Raw genomic sequence first — 18060 nt, forward strand, 5'->3', positions numbered from 1 at the left:
TGGGATGGTCAGTATATTTATGATGATGTATGGAGAGAGCTTAATGATGAATATATGCAAAATGGCGGAAAGGTATATGACAGAGAATATACGGATATAAGGACAGGGCAGAAAGTAATAGTGTATAAGAACTGGGAATTAACAGGATTAAATAATTGGTATCTGGGAAATCAAAATACCACATATGAAAAACTTATGGCACAAAATAGAGATAACCCGTATGCATTATACTACGGCAAATATCCTGCTTCGCCTTCTGGCGATGATACATCTGCAAAATTTGAAACAAGAGTACTGGAAGGATTTGTTGATACAAGCAGATTAATGACAGAAGGTGGAAGAGTATTATCGGGCGGTAATTTGACATTGGATGTAAAAGAACTGGTAAATAAGAATTCTAAGATAAGTGCTGGAGGAACACTAACAATAACAAATAAAGCAGAGAAGATTGAAAATACAACAGAAGCTATGACGGTAAAAGTTTATGATGGAAAGGAAACATTAAGTTATTGGGAAACAAAAATAAGTACAGGTGGAGATCACACAATAACTTATTATTATGCAGGAATAAACAGAAGTTTGCTAGATAATGTGAGAGATTATAACATAGCAGACGGGGTATCGGTAATAGAAGGGAATAATGTAATAATAGAGGGAACACCTGTAATAAATAACGGATATGATTATACTAATATAAAAACAGGAGCAATAGTAGATCCAAGTACAATAACATCAAGAGATGTCGATGTAGACCTTTATTATGATCCTGTAACAGTACATGTGGACAGAACAGCAGTAATAGATATCGTAAATACAGGGATAATACCTTTTAATAATCAGGTATTTAATCAGAGTATAAGTAAACTGTTTACACAGAATAGTGATCCGACATCAAAGTATATGCTGGAAACAAGATCACAGTATATAGATTTATCAAGATTTTTTGGAAGTGACTATTTCTTAAATAAAATAGGTTATGATGAAAACAGTGACTGGAATAAGGCAAGAAGACTTGGGGATGCATATTATGAAACAAAATATATGAATAATCTTCTTTTGGAAACGTTAGGGACGAGATTCATAAATGGTAAGGCAGATACAGAACTCATGAAGGAACTGCTAGATAATGCAGTGGCAACAAGCGGGGATTTACAGCTGACAATAGGAGTATCATTAACAAAAGAACAGATAGCAGCATTGAAAAGTGATATAATTTGGTATGTGGAGCAGGAAGTAAATGGAGAAAAGGTATTGGTACCACAGCTGTATTTGAGTCAGGCAACACTTGAGAATATAAAGAGTCCGACTACGACAATATCAGCACAGGAAACACTGGCAATAAACAGCAGTACACTTGTGAATCAGGGAAGACTGAGTGGAAATACAGTATATGTAAATACTGATAATCTGATAAATAAGAGTGTAGGAGCGCTGACAGCTGAGATAACAGGAACAAATGTACAAATAGATGCAAAAAATGATATACTGAATATAGGAGCGGTAATATCGGCTAAAGAAGACTTAATGTTAACAGCAGGGGGAACAATAAGTAATATAACAACAGGAGTAGAAACAACGGAACATGACAGACTTGAAGGAAAAGAGAGAACAAGGATATATGATGATATTCAGAATGTAGGAGTAATAAGTTCTGGAGATCTTACATATATTGAAGGGGAAAAATATGTATCAAGGGGAGCAGTAACAGAATCAGGAGGAACAACGTATATAGAAGCTGATGATGTATCAATAAATACAATAGCTTTGAAAGATTATGAGAGAACGAAAGAAAATCACGGGTATGATTTATACAGGACAACAGAGAAGTTAGGATCAGAAGTGACAGGGCTTGATAATGTAATAATAGAGGCTTCAAATGATATAAATATAAAAGGAAGTAAAGTCGTCACAGATGGAACAATTCAGTTAACAGCAGAGAATGACATAAATATAGAGAATGATAAAAACACTGTATATACAGAATCAAAGAGAGATAAAAAAGGTACATTCTCAAGCTATTCAAAACTGGAAACAAACTATCAGGAGAGTGCAGTAGCAAGCAATCTTGCAGGAAATAATGTAATACTGAATGCAGGAAATGACGTAAATATAAGGGCTTCTAATGTAATAGCAGTAAAGAATGATAATATTGAAAATACTGGTGGAAATATAATAATAACAGCAGAGAATGATATAAATATTACTACAGATGATATGAATAATGAGTATTATTTAAAGGAAAAGAAAAGTGGATTTAGTACAAATTTCTCAAATACAGGTGGCGGAATGTCAGCTGGTGTGAGTTACAGCAAAAACAGTCTTGAAATTAATAGTAATAGTACAACGGTAGCAGTATCAAGTCTATTATCAGAAGGAAGTACAGTATTAGAAGCAGGAAATAAAATAAAAACGGAAGCAATGCAGGCTAGTGTGGGAGAAAATCTGATAATAAGAGGAGTTAACGGAGTAGAACTTCTAGATGCCAAGGAAGTTTATGAAGAGAAAGTGAAACAGAAAAGTACAAGTGTAGGTTTTACAGCGAGTGTGGGATCTACTATTACAAGTTTTATAAGTGAAGCGGATGAAGTATCACAAAATAGCGGTAAATATGGTTTTGATAATAGATCGCAGTTAATTAATACTTATGGAGACGGATTAAGTGTATTAATAAATGGAACAAAAGCTGCATCAGATGGTTCCCAGTTATTACTTGACGGAATGAAAGGGACGCTTGGTAATATAAGCAGTCCAAAAGATTTATTAAATTATGGTATATCAGCAAATGTTTCGCTGGGAATAAATCAAAATAAGTATGAATCTAATACAAGCGGGACGAATTCTGTGGCAGGAGTGATAAATGTTGGTCAAAATCTGATAATACAGTCAGAAGGCGATGTAAAACTGGTAAATCAGAAGATTAATGTAGGAGAAAATATAATTGTAGATGCTAAAAGCTTTGAAGCAAGAGCAGGAGAAAATACTTATTCAAATAATACTAATTCAAGTTCCAAAGGTGGAAGTGTAGGTTATGATTTTACCGGAGGAACAGTGACTGGAGGGATAAACGGAAGTAAAGGAGATAGCAATACAAGTTCAAAAATTTATGATAATACGAAGATAAATGCAGGAGGAACTTTTATATTAAATACAGAAGGGGATGCAACATTTGAAGGTGCTAATGTGACAGCAGACAAGATAAAGTTTGATATAGGAGGAGACCTGAATGTAATTTCCCTGCAGGACGAGTTTGATACCAAGGGAAGTAATAAGAGTGCAGGAGTTAATTACGGATATACACCGGAGAGAGGTTCTGACGGAAAAATGGGAGGTTATGCCTCGCCGTCAGGAAGTGTAAGTTATGGAGAAACAAATGGAAATAGCAGATGGGTGAGCGACCAGACAAGTATTATAGCTGATAACGGAGGAAGTATAAAAGCAGGAGAAACTCTGACGAATAAAGGTGCAGTGATAGGAAGTCTGAATGAACCGTTGGAGATAGATGCTAAAAAGCTTGTAGTGGAAAATTTAAAGGATAATGATAATGGAGAAAGTTACAATGTAGGATTTAGTGGAATGGACTTGAAAAATCCAATACCAGAGACAGCATTGCAATATCAGAGTCATGATAAGGAACAAGATACAAATGCGACTTTCTCAAATGTGAAGTTAAGAGAGAACGGGGAAGAGGTAGATTTAGAAGGAAGAGGAATAAATACGGATATAACAAAGGCACAGGTGGTGACGAAGGATGATGTAGTGGATCCTATTGATACTGTGTTGCATACGGATTTACTGAATAAAAATAAGAGGGATGCAATAATTAGTGATATTAATACATTGGTTGAAAATAGTGAGATTATAGGGACAGCAATAGCTACTAAACTTGATAATAACAAAAATGGAAGTTCTGATGCGGAAGTTTGGGAGTTAGAAAAACAATCTTTAGCGAATATAACAAAAGCAGCAGAAGTAGCTATAAAAAATAAAGAAAATTTATCTATCACAGATGAGGAGAGAAATGATCTAGATAAATTAGCAGAAAAGTATAATGATTATGGGGTAAAAAAAATTGAGGTAGTATCTAATGATACAGTATTTAGGGACTCGGAAGGTAATGTAATAGAAGGAGCTCAGGCTGGCTATGACAAGAGTACAGGAATAATATACATAACAAAAGATGTGGCAGGAAAACCGTTAGGAGAGTTTAACAGGATAGTAGGGGAAGAGATAGGGGAATTATATGCCCACAATAATGGTTTAGCAACTAAAACAGGTGGAGCAGAGCAAATAGGTCAGATATTTGGAAAAGAGATGTCAAAAGGCAAAGATTCCGATTCTGAGTATACAGGAACAATTACAGTTAATAATAACATAAAAGATATAAAAGTTGATGGAACAGAGGTAATTACAGTAACTGTTGTCGGTGCAACAGTGATTGTCGGAGGAATAATATATTATTTTTCAGATACAGAAGCAGCAAGGGTGTTTGGAGCAGCAGTCGAAGCTGAAATGGCTAAAAAGGTAGATTTTTTGAAAACTGTAGGAACAGCAGGAATAGTTGCAATGGCTACTATCTATAAAGCTAAGAAACAATCTAAAAAGACTAAGAAGGAGAGAGCAACTGACACTCCGAGTTGGTCAAAAGGGAAAAAGCCCAATCCTGGAGAAAAAAAAGAGGCATTTTTAAAAAGAATTATGGATGAACAATATGGAGAAGGAAATTGGAATAAAAAAGCACCAGAATATAGTAAATTAAAAAAAGCATTTGATAGAGGTGGTCTTTAATGATTTTTCTATTAATACATGAAAAAATGAGTAAATCAACTTATGTAGAAAAAAAAAATATTGCGATTTGCTCTTCTTATGAAAAAGCGAAGAAAACTATGGAGAGATATAAAAACTATGTAGGATTTAAAGAATTTCCTAATGGTTTTAAAATACTTAAGTATAATATCGAACATGTAAATAAGGATAACCATATTTATTTACTAGGATATTATAGAGAGTATGAAGATATAGACGATGTAAATGAGATTTTAGGGTTATCTGTAACATTGAAAGAAGGGAAAGAAATAATAAAACAATACAAGGAAAAAAATGGATTTTCTATAAAAGCTAGAGGTTTTTATATTGAAAAATGGTTGATTGATATTACTTTTCGATGGGAGGGGGGATTTATTTCAGTTGAAGAATACTTAGAGTCAATAGAATGAAAATAATAGAAATAGTATTAAATGTAGAAAAATTGATAAGAGGTATAAGAGAAAAGATAAATTTGTAACTGTTTAAATAAACATAGAAAAAGTTGGCATAAAGTCAGATTTTTTATATATTATTGAATTTCTAACATAATATTTAAAATATTTTCAAAATAATCCTTGAAAAAAATTTGATGTGCGATTAGATAAAGTTTTACAATAAAAAATAATTCAAAGTATAAAAGGGGATAGTAAGAAAGAATTTTGAACAAAAAAGTATAGAAAAGGTGCTTAGAATAAGGGGCAAAATCAGAATATAAAAGGAAGTAAGATATATGTATTTATATTTAATAGAACATAATATAAAAATTAATGAATTTTATGAAGGGAAAATAATTGGGATAGTTTCTACCAGAGAAAAAGCAGAAAAAATAGTAAAAGAATATGAGAGAAAGAAGGGATTTAAAGAACACAAAAATGATTTTAAGATAAAAAAAATAGAGTTAGACAAAGATTATTACGGAAATGGTTTTAAATCTTGGTATAAAAAGGGAGATGAGTAGAAATGATAGTGTATCATTTATCTCATTCATATAATGTTGGAAAAGATAAATATTATGAAGAAGCTAGAACAATAGGATTGTATTCTACCAAAAAAAAAGCTAGAGAAGCTATGAGAAAATATATGAAAAAAAAAGGATTTGAGTCACATATAGATGGGTTTTGGATAGATAAATGGGAAGTGGATAAAGAATTTGAATGGGGAGATGGCTTTGGGAGTGTTTAATTGAGCCTTTAAAATTCATAGATTGATATAATGTAACGAAACTTGGGACTATCTCAATAGAAGTGGAAACATCAGGATATTATGACTATTATGTTAAAAAAATATGATTTGGTGAAGAATTCATGGATATATGATCCAGTTAGTAATTAAGTGAATTTTTTGAAAAATATAACTCTTCTTTATGGCATTTAAATGAAAAAAATGGTCTAACAATAGAATTAGATTTTACAAAACTGGAAGGGTTGAATAAATGATAAAAATTATGTTCTTTTTATTTCTAATATCAAATATGATAATGGGAGTAAATAATTTAAATCAAACAGGGGAAAATAGAGAAAAAATAGATAAGCAAATAATAAAATTTTATGAAAAAAACAGAATTCTAAAATGCAACTTCGATATTAATGAAAAATTAAGGAAAGTAGAACTTATTTATGATGGAATATTTTATTCTGGTATAGTGGATGCCAAAAACAAACCACAAGGAACTTGGAAAATAAAATCTGGTACTTATGAATGTTATGAAAATGATAAATATTTGTTCATCAGTACATATCAAAAAATTTATGAAAATAAAGTAGATAAATACAACATAATGTTTTTACCAAAAGAAAATATATACTATTTAGGGGTAAGGTTAATAATAGATGGGAATTTGTATGATAGAAATTACATATTATTAGAAAATGAAGTTATTAAAATCAAAAAAAATCCATATACCTTTAATGAAGATAAATTTATACTAAGAATACTTAAAGAAAATAAATATCAAGAAATTTCTTATTAGGGTTTGGTGTTGATAAAAAAAGGTTAACATAAATATAACCAAAAAAATAATATCATAAAAAAGCAAATAAATTTGAATAAAAAACATCTCATAATTAAATGTAAGCTAAAAATTATGGGGTGTTTTTATATTTAATAGAAAAAAAGTTATAGTGATACAAATGGAATAACATCGTATTTGAATCTAAAAAAACTGCTAAGACAGGTACTATAATTGAAATTAAGGTCAAAAGAGAAAATAAAAAAGTCTTGAATAGAGATAATGATAATAAAAGATAAGAAGGCTGAAAAGCTATTTCTCCAAAAAAATCATTTGACAAATGAATCAAATCAGGCTATAAATAAATGCAATTATATGAAAAATAATTTGCAAATTTGTGCAAATGGAGAATTTGTAAAATAAAATTTTCAAAAAGTTAAATTAATAAATTATATTGACAAAATTATAAAGTATGGTAAACTAAAATTAGGTAATTTAAAATTTTATAATTAGTTTAACCATTTTCAATTCAATTTCAAGTAATATCAAAGCTTATCAGCATTTTTAGAAATATGTAAATTATGTAAACCAAGTAAATAAAAATTAGTAATCTTGTACCACATTAGAAACACTGTAATTTTTAGTTGTTATTTAATAAATAATAATATAGAGAGGTGGAATAATGGCAGGAATAGGAGTAACCGAATTTGTTGGTGTTGCCAGAGGCGATACTATAGGATTGGTAATAGCTAATGTAGATGATGAGGTAAGGAAAGCCATGAATGTCGAAACTAAATACCGTTCCATCGGTATAGTAGGTGCAAGAACAGGAGCCGGACCTCATATTTTTGCTGCGGACGAAGCAGTAAAGGCAACAAATGCAGAGATAGTAAGCATAGAATTGCCGAGAGATACCAAAGGCGGAGGCGGACACGGGAACCTTATTATTTTCGGAGCAGATGATGTATCTGATGTAAGAAGAGCTGTGGAAGTGTGTCTTGAGGAACTGGAACGTACCTTTGGAGATGTATACGGAAATGAAGCAGGTCATCTGGAATTTCAGTATACAGCAAGAGCAAGCCATGCAGTGGCAAAAGCATTTGGAGCACCGGTAGGAAAAGCATTCGGCATAACAGTGGGAAGTCCGGCGGCTATTGGAGTGGTAATGGCAGATAATGCAGTAAAAGCAGCAACAGTAGATGTAGTGGCGTATTCTTCACCAAGTCACGGAACAAGTTACAGTAATGAGGTAATTTTAAGTATCAGCGGAGATTCGGGAGCTGTAAAGCAGGCAATAATATCTGCAAGAGAAATCGGATTAGAGCTTCTGGCACAGCTCGGTTCAGAGCCTGTAAGCGATACGAAACCATATATCTAGTACTTATTCATACCCGTATTATTAAAAACGGGAACGGTACTGGTATTTTAGTATTACCAGAATTATTTACTTTAGTAAAAATTTGAGGAGGAATACAGATTATGAAATCAAAAAGATTCGAAGTCTTAAGAAACAGACCGGTAAATCAGGATGGTTTTGTCGCTGAATGGCCTGAAGTAGGATTTATTGCCATGAACGGCCCTAATGACCCTAAACCGGGTGTGAAAGTAGTAAACGGCGAAATAGTGGAATTGGATGGAAAAAAGAAAGAAGAATTTGATTCTATAGATATGTTTATAGCAAAATACTCAATTAATATAGAAAAAGCGGAAGAAGTAATGAAAATGGATTCACAGAAACTGGCAAACATGCTCTGTGACCCTAATGTTCCGCGTACAAAGCTCATAGAGATAACTACGGCAATGACTCCGGGGAAGATAGTGGAAGTCCTGGGATATATGAATGTACTGGAAATGATGATGTCACTCCAGAAAATGCGTGCCAGAAAAACTCCGGCAAATCAGTGCCACGTAACTAGTGTAAAGGATAATCCTGTTCAGATAGCAGCGGAAGCAGCAGAGGCGGCAGTAAGAGGTTTTGCTGAGGAAGAGACAACAGTAGGGATAGCGAGATATGCTCCTTTTAATGCGTTGTCTTTACTTATAGGCTCACAGGTGGGCAGGGGAGGAATTCTTACACAGTGTGCCCTTGAAGAAGCAACAGAACTTCTTTTGGGAATGAGAGGACTTACTTCATATGCGGAAACAATTTCTGTTTACGGAACAGAGGACGTTTTTACAGACGGAGACGACACTCCGTGGTCAAAATCGTTTTTAGCGTCTGCATATGCATCAAGAGGATTAAAAATGAGATTTACGTCTGGGACAGGTTCAGAGGTTCAGATGGGATATGCTGAAGGAAAGTCAATGCTTTACCTTGAGGCACGATGTATATATATTACAAAAGGTGCAGGAGTACAAGGACTGCAGAATGGTTCCATAAGTTGTATAGGAATACCGGGAGCAGTACCTTCGGGAATACGTGCCGTACTTGCTGAAAATCTGATAACTACAATGCTTGATCTGGAAGTAGCTTCTGGAAATGATCAGACTTTTTCACATTCTGACATAAGAAGAACAGCAAGAATGTTGATGCAGATGGTGCCGGGGACAGACTTTATATTTTCAGGCTATAGTGCAACACCTAATTATGATAATATGTTTGCCGGATCAAACTTTGATGCGGAAGATTTTGATGACTATAATATTATACAGAGAGATTTGAAAGTAGACGGAGGTCTGCGTCCGGTAGTAGAGGACGAAATCGTGGCAATCAGGAATAAAGCTGCAAGAGTGCTTCAGGCAGTGTTTAGAGAACTGGGACTTCCAGAGATTACAGATGAAGAGGTAACAGCAGCGACTTATGCACATGGAAGTAAGGATATGCCTGATAGAAACGTGGTAGAGGATTTGAAGGCAGCAGGTGAAATGCTGACAAGAGGTATAACCGGAGTGGATGTGGTAAAAGCTCTTTATAAAAACGGATATCTGGATGTGGCACAGAATGTATTGAATATGCTGAAACAGAGAGTTTCCGGAGATTATCTTCATACATCGGCTATTATAAACAAAGATTTTGAAGTGATAAGTGCCGTAAATGATCTGAATGACTATTCAGGGCCGGGAACAGGATACAGAATAAGCGAAGAGCGTTGGAACGAGATAAAAGATATTCCAAATGCCATAAAACCTGATTCAATATAATCCACGAAGGAGGAAATGTATGAATATTGATGAAAAACAGTTAAAAGATATAATTGCCGGTGTGATAAAAGAGATTCAGAATGAAAAAGAAAACTGCGGATGCAATACTGAGAGAAAAAGCAGTTTCGGGCAAAATACCGGTATTAACGATAATAAATTAAAGCTGAGAGAAAACGGACAGGCTAGACAGGGGACAAGATCAGACGAGGTGGTAATAGGAGTGGCTCCTGCCTTTGGGCTGTCACAGACTGAAACAATTATGCATGTCCCGCTTTATAAGGTATTAAGAGAGATAATAGCAGGAATAGAGGAAGAAGGGCTAAAGGCAAGAATAATAAGAGTTACACGAACATCTGACATTTGTTTTATTGCACATGATGCAGCAAAACTCAGCGGTTCGAAAATAGGTGTCGGTATACAGTCAAAAGGAACAGTGGTAATACATCAGGCTGATCTTATGCCCCTTAGTAACCTTGAGCTTTTTCCGCAGTGCCCTCTTTTGGATTTGGACACATACAGAGCAATAGGGAAAAATGCTGCAAAATATGCAAAGGGTGAGACGCCTAATCCTGTTCCAGTGCGTAATGACCAGATGGTAAGACCTAAATACCAAGCCTTAGCGGCTATATTGCATATAAAAGAAACAGAGCATGTCGTTCCGCTTTCTAAGCCTGTGGAACTGGAAGCTATATTTTCTTGATGGAGGATAGTTTATGGATGAAGTAATGATAAAAAATATGGTAAAAGAAATATTGAATAATATAGAAAAATATGACAGCAGTAAAAAAGACTGTACAGACAAAAACGGTAAAATAGGAGCATCTTCTTATCCTCTTGGTTCCAAAAGACCTGATCTGGTAAGGACTCCTACTAATAAAACACTTGATGATATAACTCTGGAAAATGTAATGAACGGTAATATCAACATAGACGACCTGAAAATAACTGCAAATACGCTGGAACTTCAGGCACAGGTAGCAGAAGATGCCGGAAGGTCTTCCATAGCAAGAAATTTTAGAAGAGCGGCAGAGCTTACTACAATACCAGATGACAGAATATTACAGATATATAATTCATTGAGACCTTTTAGATCAAGCAAACAAGAGCTTTTGGATATAGCAGATGAACTTGAAAATAAATATGGTGCATTAATTAATGCAGGATTGGTAAGAGAAGCTGCTGAAGTGTATGAAAAAAGGAAAAAATTAAGAAGCGACGATTAATACCTTGGTGTAGATTAATTAACACTGCTCAGTAACTAATTTGATGTACAGGCAGAGTATTTATTTCTGAGAAATTTTCAAAAGTAAATTACAGAAATAGTTTTATGTTATGAAAATTATTCAGCTCAAATTATTAGGAGGCACTATGAAGTATATAGCAGGGATAGATGTGGGTAACTCGACTACAGAAGTAGCTTTGGCTGAAATCTCCGGGGATAATGCCGTGACGTTTTTATCAAGTGCTTTTGTGTTAACTACCGGAATAAAAGGTACCCTGCAAAACAGACACGGAATATTCGGAGCCCTGCAAAAGGTATTGCAGAACGCGGGTCTCACATATAAAGATCTTAGTCTGATAAGGATAAATGAAGCAGCTCCCGTAATAGGAGATGTCGCTATGGAAACTATTACAGAAACTATTATCACAGAGTCTACAATGATAGGACATAATCCGAAAACTCCCGGAGGAGTGGGATTAAGTTCGGGTATTACAGTTATGTTTGATGAAATAATGAGACAAAATACAGATGAGAACATAGTGGTAATAGTAACAAAAAAAAGTGATTTTGAAGAAGTGGCGAGAACTTTTAACGAGGCAGTAAAAAAAGGAGTAAAAATCTGTGCAGCCATTATGCAGAAAGATGATGCCGTACTTGTCCGTAACAGGCTGGACTTCAACATCCCGATAATAGATGAAGTAGCCATGATAGATAAAATACCCCTTGGAATGAAATGTGCCGTGGAAGTGGCAGAACAGGGGAAAGTAATAGAAACTCTTTCTAACCCGTATGGAATAGCTACGGTTTTCGGATTGAGCCCAGAGGAAACAAAAAAAATAGTTCCTGTATCTAGAGCATTGATGGGGAACAGATCAGCTGTAGTGATAAAAACTCCGAAAGGAGATGTAAAAGAAAGGATTATTCCCGCCGGATCAATAGAAATAATAGGCGAGAATAAAACTGTAAAGGTAGGAGTAGAAGAAGGAGCGGAAAAAATAATGGACGGGGTAGACAGTGTCCAGTGTGTAACAGACGTAAGAGGAGAACCGGGAACAAATGTAGGAGGGATGCTTGAAAAAGTAAGACAGACTATGGCTTCTCTCACAAAGAAACTTCCGTCAGATATCTATATTCAGGATCTTCTTGCTGTGGACACCTTTGTACCTGTGAATATAAAAGGCGGTCTTGCCAATGAGTTCTCCATGGAAAATGCTGTAGGTATAGCTTCCATGGTAAAATCAGACAGACTCCAGATGCAGATTATAGCAGAAGAACTGGAAAGAGAACTGGGAGTGAAAGTGGAGATAGGAGGGGTAGAAGCTGATATGGCTATTATGGGTGCCCTGACTACACCGGGAACAGACAGTCCTCTTGCAATAGTAGACATGGGAGCAGGTTCTACAGATGCTTCAATTATTGATAAACAGGGAAAGATTTTCTCTATTCATCTTGCAGGTGCGGGAAATATGGTAACTATGCTGATAAATTCCGAACTTGGTCTGGAAGATTCCGGACTTGCAGAGGATATAAAAATTTATCCCCTTGCAAAGGTGGAAAGCCTTTTTCACATAAGACACGAAGACGGAACAGTGCAGTTTTTTAAAGAAGCTCTTCAGCCGGAAGTTTTCGCAAGGGTGGTAGTCCTGAAAGAGGAAGGCATGCTTCCTGTTCCGGGAGAATACTCACTGGAAAAAATAAAGGCTGTAAGAAGGAGTGCCAAAGAAAGAGTATTTGTGGAGAACGCAATCAGAGCGCTGAAATTCGTGAGTCCTACAGGAAACATAAGAGACATCCCTTTTGTAATAATGGTAGGCGGTTCTGCTCTTGATTTTGAGATACCGGAACTGGTAACTGACAAGCTGGCAAAATATTCCATAGTAGCAGGAAGAGGGAATATAAGAGAAACAGAAGGGCCGAGAAATGCAGTAGCCACAGGTCTTATACTTGACATTGCCAATAAGGGCAGGGTGAAATAGATGAGACAAGATATACCGTCAATAAAAATATCTGTTTTGGATAGAAATTCCCAATATATAAAAGAAATAGCATATGGAATTGAAGAAGAGGGGATTCCGTATGAAATAACAGAAGAAAATTTTTACGATATCACTGAAAAAGCATTTGAAATATCACAGAATTCCAGACTGGCAGTGGGGATTGCCGTTGACAGCGAGAAAGCAGTTATACATTTTTCGAAGCTTAAAACGGATAAGCCGCTATTTATTATCAGTTTACAGGAGATAGATGCGGAAAAACTAAGGGCATACGGGAGTAATGCAGCGAGACTTATAAAAGGAATTCCTTTTAAATAAAATAAATTCTTAAGAAAACCGGGGTGGATAAATGTATCCTGAAAAAGAATATGAGGAGTTAATTAAGAAAATAAAGATAAAAGTAAAAGAAGAACTGAAAAAGAATAATACAAGGGAAATTTCCGGGATGAATCTGTATACGGCCGGAAAACTTGCAGATGCAGCAGTGGAAAAAGCAGAAAAAACAGGTGTAAATGTGAGTGTGGCAGTTATGGATGTTCATGGAAATCTGGTATTATTTTACAGGATGGATGATTCGGTACTGGCAGCAATAGAGGTAGCCGTGAAAAAGGCTTATACCAGTGCATCACTGAGAATTCCCTCGTCAGAGGTCTTGACGGGCGGTTTTGATAAGCTTGTGGAAACAATGGAAGGGAAAATAGCTGCTTTCGGAGGAGGACTTCCTGTAAAATGCAATGGTGTATTTATCGGAGCTATAGGAGTGAGCGGAGGGACTGCCGAAGAAGATATAAAAATAGCAGAGTATGCAATTAATGCTGTGTTTGGCTGAAAAAAGGAGGCATTAATGTTAGACGGATTACAGTTGGAAGATATAATAAAAAAAGTTATAAACGATGTGAAAAGTGAGAAGGACATAAATATTACAAGCAAAGAAAATACATGCGGAAATGGTGTCTTTAAAAACATAGAAACAGCAGTGGACAGGGCATATGAAGCACAGCAGACATATAACAGCTGCACACTTGAAAAAAGAAGAGAGATTATAAGCAGTATAAGGAAGGAACTCCTGAAATACATTGAAGAAATGGCTGGAAAAACTGTAGCTGAAACAAAAATGGGAAAAGTGAAAGATAAGATACTGAAAAATAAACTTGCTATTGAAAAAACACCCGGAGTAGAAGACCTTGCAACAGAAGTATTCACTGGTGATGATGGTCTTACACTGGTAGAACTTTCCGCCTTCGGGGTTCTGGGATCGGTAACTCCTGTTACTAATCCTACGGAAACTGTTATAAATAACACAATAGGAGCTATTGCAGGAGGAAACAGCATAGTTTTCTGCCCACACCCGTCTGCACAGAATATCTGCCTCTGGCTTATAAAAAAATTGAATGAAATAATAACAAACGCAGGAGGACCGGAAAATCTCGTGACGTCAGCAGCAGAAGCGAAAAAAGAAAATGTGGATGTATTATTTTCCCATGAAAGAATAAGTCTTCTTGTAATAACAGGAGGAACAGAGATAGTAAAGCTGGCTTTGAAAAGCGGGAAAAAAGTAATAGGTGCAGGTGCAGGAAATCCTCCGGTTATTGTGGATGAAACGGCAGATATAGAAAAAGCTGCAAAGGATATAGTGAGCGGAGCGGGATTTGATAATAATCTTCCGTGTATAGCCGAGAAAGAAGTATTGGTCTTGGAGAGTGCAGCTGACTATCTTATATTTAATATGCAGAAAGCAGGAGCATTTCACATTACAGACAGGGAAGACATAAAAAAGCTTGAGGACATTGTTTATAAAAATGGTGCGGTAAATAAAGAACTTATTGGAAAAGATGCCGGGTTTATACTGGGGAAAGCAGGGATAAAATGTGACTTTGATCCGGTTTTGATAACTTTGGAAACAGATATAAACCATATATTTGTCCGCAAAGAACTTATGATGCCTGTGCTGGCAGTAGTAAGACAGAAGAACTTTGACGAGGCGCTGAAAAATGCGGTTCATGTGGAACACGGACTGCGGCATACAGCAGTTATGCATTCCCAGAATGTAACCAGATTAAGTATCGCAGCACGTGAAATGCAGACTACGATTTTTGTGAAAAATGCTCCGTCATATGCAGCTCTGGGCTTTTTGGGTGAAGGCTATACGACATTTACTATAGCGGGTCCCACAGGTGAAGGGCTGACAAGTGCGAGAAATTTTACAAGAAAAAGAAGATGTGTACTGGGAGGAAGTTTTTCCATAAGATAAATAAAAGGAGGTAGAATATGGCGGTATTAAGTGCATTGGGAATGATAGAAACAAAAGGACTTGTAGCGGCAATAGAGGCGGCGGATGCAATGGTAAAAGCGGCTAATGTTACTTTGATCGGTAAAGAACATATAGGAGGAGGACTTGTAACAGTAATGGTAAGAGGAGACGTAGGAGCGGTGAAAGCTGCCACAGATGCAGGAGCCATGGCAGCAGAAAGAGTAGGCGAACTGGTATCTGTACACGTAATTCCAAGACCGCACGGAGAGATAGAAATGATACTGCCAAAATAAAAAGTAATTTACTCTTTTTGTAAGTAACAGGACATAAAGTTTTTAAATAGTTTTGCCCCTTGAAATCCGGCCTTTGAATGGTTTTAACTTGAAATTAAAAATAAAAGTGTTGACATTTGTGGAAAATGAGTTAAAATTATCTTGTAGGTTAGGAATTTCTGACAATGGAGTTGGAAAAAGAATAATGTGTGACTATTTGGATAATCTGCGAAAATAAAGAGCAAATTTTAGTTGTACTTATTTTTTTAGATAACCTTTTGAATTTTAGAAATGAAAATAGTTAATTTTAATAGAGCAAAGGGGCTCAGAAACTATATGTTTTTTGAGTTCCTTTTTATTTTTATGTGGTTTTTAAAAACTTTAAATAGGACTCAAGGTAAAAAAATAAAAATATTTTAGGAGGAAGAATTATGTCAACAATGAATGCGTTGGGAATGATTGAAACTAAAGGACTGGTTGCATCAATAGAAGCAGCAGATGCAATGGTAAAGGCAGCAAATGTTACTTTAATAGGGAAAGAGCACATAGGTGGCGGACTGGTAACAGTAATGGTAAGAGGAGACGTAGGAGCAGTAAAAGCAGCTACAGATGCAGGAGCAGCAGCAGCTGAAAGAGTAGGAGAACTGGTTTCTGTACACGTAATTCCAAGACCGCACGGAGAAATAGAAGCTATTTTACCTAAGTAATATTCTCTGACAGTGTAATTTTTGGAAAAACCAATAATGAGGTTATAATATGGATGAAAAAAAACAAAGGATGATACAGGAATATGTGCCTGGGAGACAGCTTACACTGGCACATATAATCGCAAGCCCGCAGAAGGAACTTGCCAAAAAAATAGGTCTTGACGGAAATAAGGTAAATGCCATAGGTATTCTTACTATTACACCGGGAGAAGCCGCTATTATAGCCGCAGACATAGCTACAAAAAATGCTGCGGTAGAAATAGGTTTCGTAGACAGATTTACAGGTTCCGTGGTGTTAAGCGGAGATGTGTCCAGTATTGAATCAGCAGTAAGCGAGGTAGTTGGTTACTTTCAAAATACTCTCAGATTTAGTATTACCGAAATAACAAGGTCGTGATAATTTGAAGCGTATACTTTTAATAGGAAGAACTGAATGCGGAAAGACAACTCTTGTACAGAGATTAAACGGACAGGCATTAAAGTATGAGAAGACACAGATGCTCGGGTATTATGACAACATGCTGGACACGCCCGGAGAATACATGGAAAACAGAGCATTATACAAGGCGCTTATCATTAGTTCCTATGACTGTGATGTAATAGGAATGGTACAGGCCTTAAATGACGAAAGAAGTGTTTTCCCGCCCAATTTTTCATCTGCATTTACTAAGCCCGTAATAGGGATTATTTCCAAGGCAGATCTTGGCGGAGACGTGGAGAGAGCAGAGGAAATACTGAAAGATGCAGGGGCAGAGCAGACATTCGTGATCAGCTCATACAATAATGAAGGAATATCAGCCCTGTATGAATATCTCGATGATGAAACAAGTTCATAGGGGCAAAAATACATGTTCTTAACTAAATAAAAATTTATTTGGGAATAAAGACAGAGGGTGATAATCAAATGGATTCATACGGGTATATAGAAACTATGGGTCTGTTAACGGCAATTGAGGCAGCAGATGCAGCATTGAAAGCGGCTAATGTAGTATTTACGAACTGCTATATAGTAAAAGGCGGAATAGTTACTGTAGAGTTAGCCGGAGATGTAGCAGCAGTTACTGCGGCAGTAGAAGCCGGAAGTGAAAGTGCCAGAAAACTCGGAAACTTTATAAGCAAAAATGTAATAGCAAGAGTTGATGAAGAAACGAAAAAGATACTAAAAGGCGATACTTTCATTTCGGACAATAATAAAAATAACAAATCAGAAAAGGAAATTTCAGAGGAAGAACTGCTTCTTAATGAAATAAAAGAAGAGGAAGAGAGTATAGAAGAACTGGATGCGCTGGAAGAAATCATAAATGCTGATATTCCTACAGCAGAAGGCGATATACCTCTTTATGACGAAGTAGTAAAGAGTCAGGAATTTTCTGAACTGGAAGATAACGGTGAAGTAAAAATAATCACAGAAACAGTAAAAAGAACTGAATTAGACGGAGAGCCATACGAGTCTCAGGAAAAAGTTACTGTTATAGAAGAAGAAACAAAAGCTGAAAAAACAGATAATAATACAGATTATGAAAATATGAAAGTCAGTGATCTAAGAGGAATAGTCAAGGAATTGAATTCCCACCTGACATGGAATCAGGTAAAAGCGATGAACAAGAAAAAACTTGTGGACACACTGAAAAAAAATAAGAAAGACAAATAGACCAGTTATAAAATGTCAAGGAAAAAAAGAAGAATTTTTAAATAAAAAAATGAGTATCACAAAATAGACAG

The 18060-nt window shown here is 35.7% G+C and carries 18 protein-coding genes; all 18 read left to right on the forward strand.

The genetic code is table 11. The features are described 5' to 3' along the window. Nucleotides 1-4785, forward strand: a 4785-nt coding sequence (locus tag NK213_RS15820; protein ID WP_253350811.1) for a hemagglutinin repeat-containing protein, incomplete at its 5' end; no start/stop codon positions are given. Then, nucleotides 4785-5213, forward strand: coding sequence for a hypothetical protein (locus NK213_RS15825; RefSeq protein WP_253350813.1), 429 nt, complete (start codon nucleotides 4785-4787; stop codon nucleotides 5211-5213). The genes NK213_RS15820 and NK213_RS15825, both read left to right, overlap by 1 nt. A 320-nt stretch (nucleotides 5214-5533) precedes the next feature. Continuing rightward, on the forward strand, nucleotides 5534-5761 hold the full coding sequence (locus tag NK213_RS15830) for a serine kinase (protein ID WP_253350815.1): 228 nt from the start codon (nucleotides 5534-5536) through the stop codon (nucleotides 5759-5761). A 2-nt stretch (nucleotides 5762-5763) separates the two neighbouring features. Continuing rightward, nucleotides 5764-5985 carry a hypothetical protein gene (locus NK213_RS15835; RefSeq protein ID WP_253350817.1) on the forward strand — a complete coding sequence of 74 codons (222 nt, stop codon included), beginning with the start codon at nucleotides 5764-5766 and terminating at the stop codon, nucleotides 5983-5985. 250 nt (nucleotides 5986-6235) lie between these two features. Next, on the forward strand, nucleotides 6236-6772 hold the full coding sequence (locus NK213_RS15840) for a hypothetical protein (RefSeq protein ID WP_253350819.1): 537 nt from the start codon (nucleotides 6236-6238) through the stop codon (nucleotides 6770-6772). Nucleotides 6773-7433: 661 nt separating this feature from the next. After that, nucleotides 7434-8129: a propanediol utilization microcompartment protein PduB gene (gene pduB, locus NK213_RS15845; protein ID WP_253350820.1), complete on the forward strand. Its 696-nt coding sequence runs from the start codon at nucleotides 7434-7436 to the stop codon at nucleotides 8127-8129. Nucleotides 8130-8230: 101 nt separating this feature from the next. Then, nucleotides 8231-9892 carry a propanediol/glycerol family dehydratase large subunit gene (locus NK213_RS15850; RefSeq protein WP_253350821.1) on the forward strand — a complete coding sequence of 554 codons (1662 nt, stop codon included), beginning with the start codon at nucleotides 8231-8233 and terminating at the stop codon, nucleotides 9890-9892. 19 nt (nucleotides 9893-9911) lie between these two features. After that, the gene (locus NK213_RS15855; protein WP_253350822.1) at nucleotides 9912-10592 is read left to right on the forward strand and encodes a propanediol/glycerol family dehydratase medium subunit; all 681 of its coding nucleotides are present in this window, start codon (nucleotides 9912-9914) and stop codon (nucleotides 10590-10592) included. Nucleotides 10593-10605: 13 nt separating this feature from the next. After that, nucleotides 10606-11115: a diol dehydratase small subunit gene (locus NK213_RS15860; protein WP_253350824.1), complete on the forward strand. Its 510-nt coding sequence runs from the start codon at nucleotides 10606-10608 to the stop codon at nucleotides 11113-11115. Between the two features lie 145 nt (nucleotides 11116-11260). Beyond that, the gene (locus NK213_RS15865) at nucleotides 11261-13090 is read left to right on the forward strand and encodes a diol dehydratase reactivase subunit alpha (protein ID WP_253350826.1); all 1830 of its coding nucleotides are present in this window, start codon (nucleotides 11261-11263) and stop codon (nucleotides 13088-13090) included. Continuing rightward, nucleotides 13091-13426, forward strand: coding sequence for a glycerol dehydratase reactivase beta/small subunit family protein (locus tag NK213_RS15870; RefSeq protein WP_253350828.1), 336 nt, complete (start codon nucleotides 13091-13093; stop codon nucleotides 13424-13426). Between the two features lie 31 nt (nucleotides 13427-13457). Continuing rightward, nucleotides 13458-13937 carry a heme-binding protein gene (locus NK213_RS15875; RefSeq protein ID WP_253350830.1) on the forward strand — a complete coding sequence of 160 codons (480 nt, stop codon included), beginning with the start codon at nucleotides 13458-13460 and terminating at the stop codon, nucleotides 13935-13937. 15 nt (nucleotides 13938-13952) lie between these two features. After that, nucleotides 13953-15359, forward strand: a complete 1407-nt coding sequence (locus NK213_RS15880; RefSeq protein ID WP_253350832.1) for an aldehyde dehydrogenase family protein — start codon at nucleotides 13953-13955, stop codon at nucleotides 15357-15359. 17 nt (nucleotides 15360-15376) lie between these two features. After that, entirely contained in the window at nucleotides 15377-15652 is a 276-nt protein-coding gene (eutM, locus tag NK213_RS15885; protein ID WP_253350834.1) for an ethanolamine utilization microcompartment protein EutM, read from the forward strand. A 410-nt stretch (nucleotides 15653-16062) separates the two neighbouring features. Further along, nucleotides 16063-16338 carry an ethanolamine utilization microcompartment protein EutM gene (eutM, locus tag NK213_RS15890; protein WP_012860503.1) on the forward strand — a complete coding sequence of 92 codons (276 nt, stop codon included), beginning with the start codon at nucleotides 16063-16065 and terminating at the stop codon, nucleotides 16336-16338. 49 nt (nucleotides 16339-16387) lie between these two features. Beyond that, the gene (locus NK213_RS15895; protein ID WP_253350836.1) at nucleotides 16388-16735 is read left to right on the forward strand and encodes a BMC domain-containing protein; all 348 of its coding nucleotides are present in this window, start codon (nucleotides 16388-16390) and stop codon (nucleotides 16733-16735) included. 4 nt (nucleotides 16736-16739) lie between these two features. Beyond that, complete coding sequence (locus NK213_RS15900; protein WP_253350838.1) at nucleotides 16740-17174, forward strand: EutP/PduV family microcompartment system protein; 435 nt, start codon at nucleotides 16740-16742, stop codon at nucleotides 17172-17174. A gap of 68 nt (nucleotides 17175-17242) precedes the next feature. Continuing rightward, complete coding sequence (locus NK213_RS15905; protein WP_253350840.1) at nucleotides 17243-17989, forward strand: BMC domain-containing protein; 747 nt, start codon at nucleotides 17243-17245, stop codon at nucleotides 17987-17989. The last annotated feature ends 71 nt before the right edge of the window (nucleotides 17990-18060 follow it).

This window comes from Sebaldella sp. S0638 (genome assembly GCF_024158605.1).
GTDB lineage: Bacteria > Fusobacteriota > Fusobacteriia > Fusobacteriales > Leptotrichiaceae > Sebaldella.

Excerpts from the sequence above, each read along its gene's own strand:
- pduB (WP_253350820.1), top strand. The coding sequence starts at position 7,434 with ATGGCAGGAATAGGAGTAACCGAATTTGTTGGTGTTGCCAGAGGCGAT.
- NK213_RS15850 (WP_253350821.1), top strand. The coding sequence starts at position 8,231 with ATGAAATCAAAAAGATTCGAAGTCTTAAGAAACAGACCGGTAAATCAG.
- NK213_RS15840 (WP_253350819.1), top strand. The coding sequence starts at position 6,236 with ATGATAAAAATTATGTTCTTTTTATTTCTAATATCAAATATGATAATG.
- NK213_RS15825 (WP_253350813.1), top strand. The coding sequence starts at position 4,785 with ATGATTTTTCTATTAATACATGAAAAAATGAGTAAATCAACTTATGTA.
- eutM (WP_253350834.1), top strand. The coding sequence starts at position 15,377 with ATGGCGGTATTAAGTGCATTGGGAATGATAGAAACAAAAGGACTTGTA.
- NK213_RS15860 (WP_253350824.1), top strand. The coding sequence starts at position 10,606 with ATGGATGAAGTAATGATAAAAAATATGGTAAAAGAAATATTGAATAAT.
- NK213_RS15905 (WP_253350840.1), top strand. The coding sequence starts at position 17,243 with ATGGATTCATACGGGTATATAGAAACTATGGGTCTGTTAACGGCAATT.
- NK213_RS15870 (WP_253350828.1), top strand. The coding sequence starts at position 13,091 with ATGAGACAAGATATACCGTCAATAAAAATATCTGTTTTGGATAGAAAT.
- NK213_RS15865 (WP_253350826.1), top strand. The coding sequence starts at position 11,261 with ATGAAGTATATAGCAGGGATAGATGTGGGTAACTCGACTACAGAAGTA.
- NK213_RS15835 (WP_253350817.1), top strand. The coding sequence starts at position 5,764 with ATGATAGTGTATCATTTATCTCATTCATATAATGTTGGAAAAGATAAA.
- NK213_RS15855 (WP_253350822.1), top strand. The coding sequence starts at position 9,912 with ATGAATATTGATGAAAAACAGTTAAAAGATATAATTGCCGGTGTGATA.
- NK213_RS15895 (WP_253350836.1), top strand. The coding sequence starts at position 16,388 with ATGGATGAAAAAAAACAAAGGATGATACAGGAATATGTGCCTGGGAGA.
- NK213_RS15880 (WP_253350832.1), top strand. The coding sequence starts at position 13,953 with ATGTTAGACGGATTACAGTTGGAAGATATAATAAAAAAAGTTATAAAC.
- NK213_RS15875 (WP_253350830.1), top strand. The coding sequence starts at position 13,458 with ATGTATCCTGAAAAAGAATATGAGGAGTTAATTAAGAAAATAAAGATA.
- eutM (WP_012860503.1), top strand. The coding sequence starts at position 16,063 with ATGTCAACAATGAATGCGTTGGGAATGATTGAAACTAAAGGACTGGTT.
- NK213_RS15830 (WP_253350815.1), top strand. The coding sequence starts at position 5,534 with ATGTATTTATATTTAATAGAACATAATATAAAAATTAATGAATTTTAT.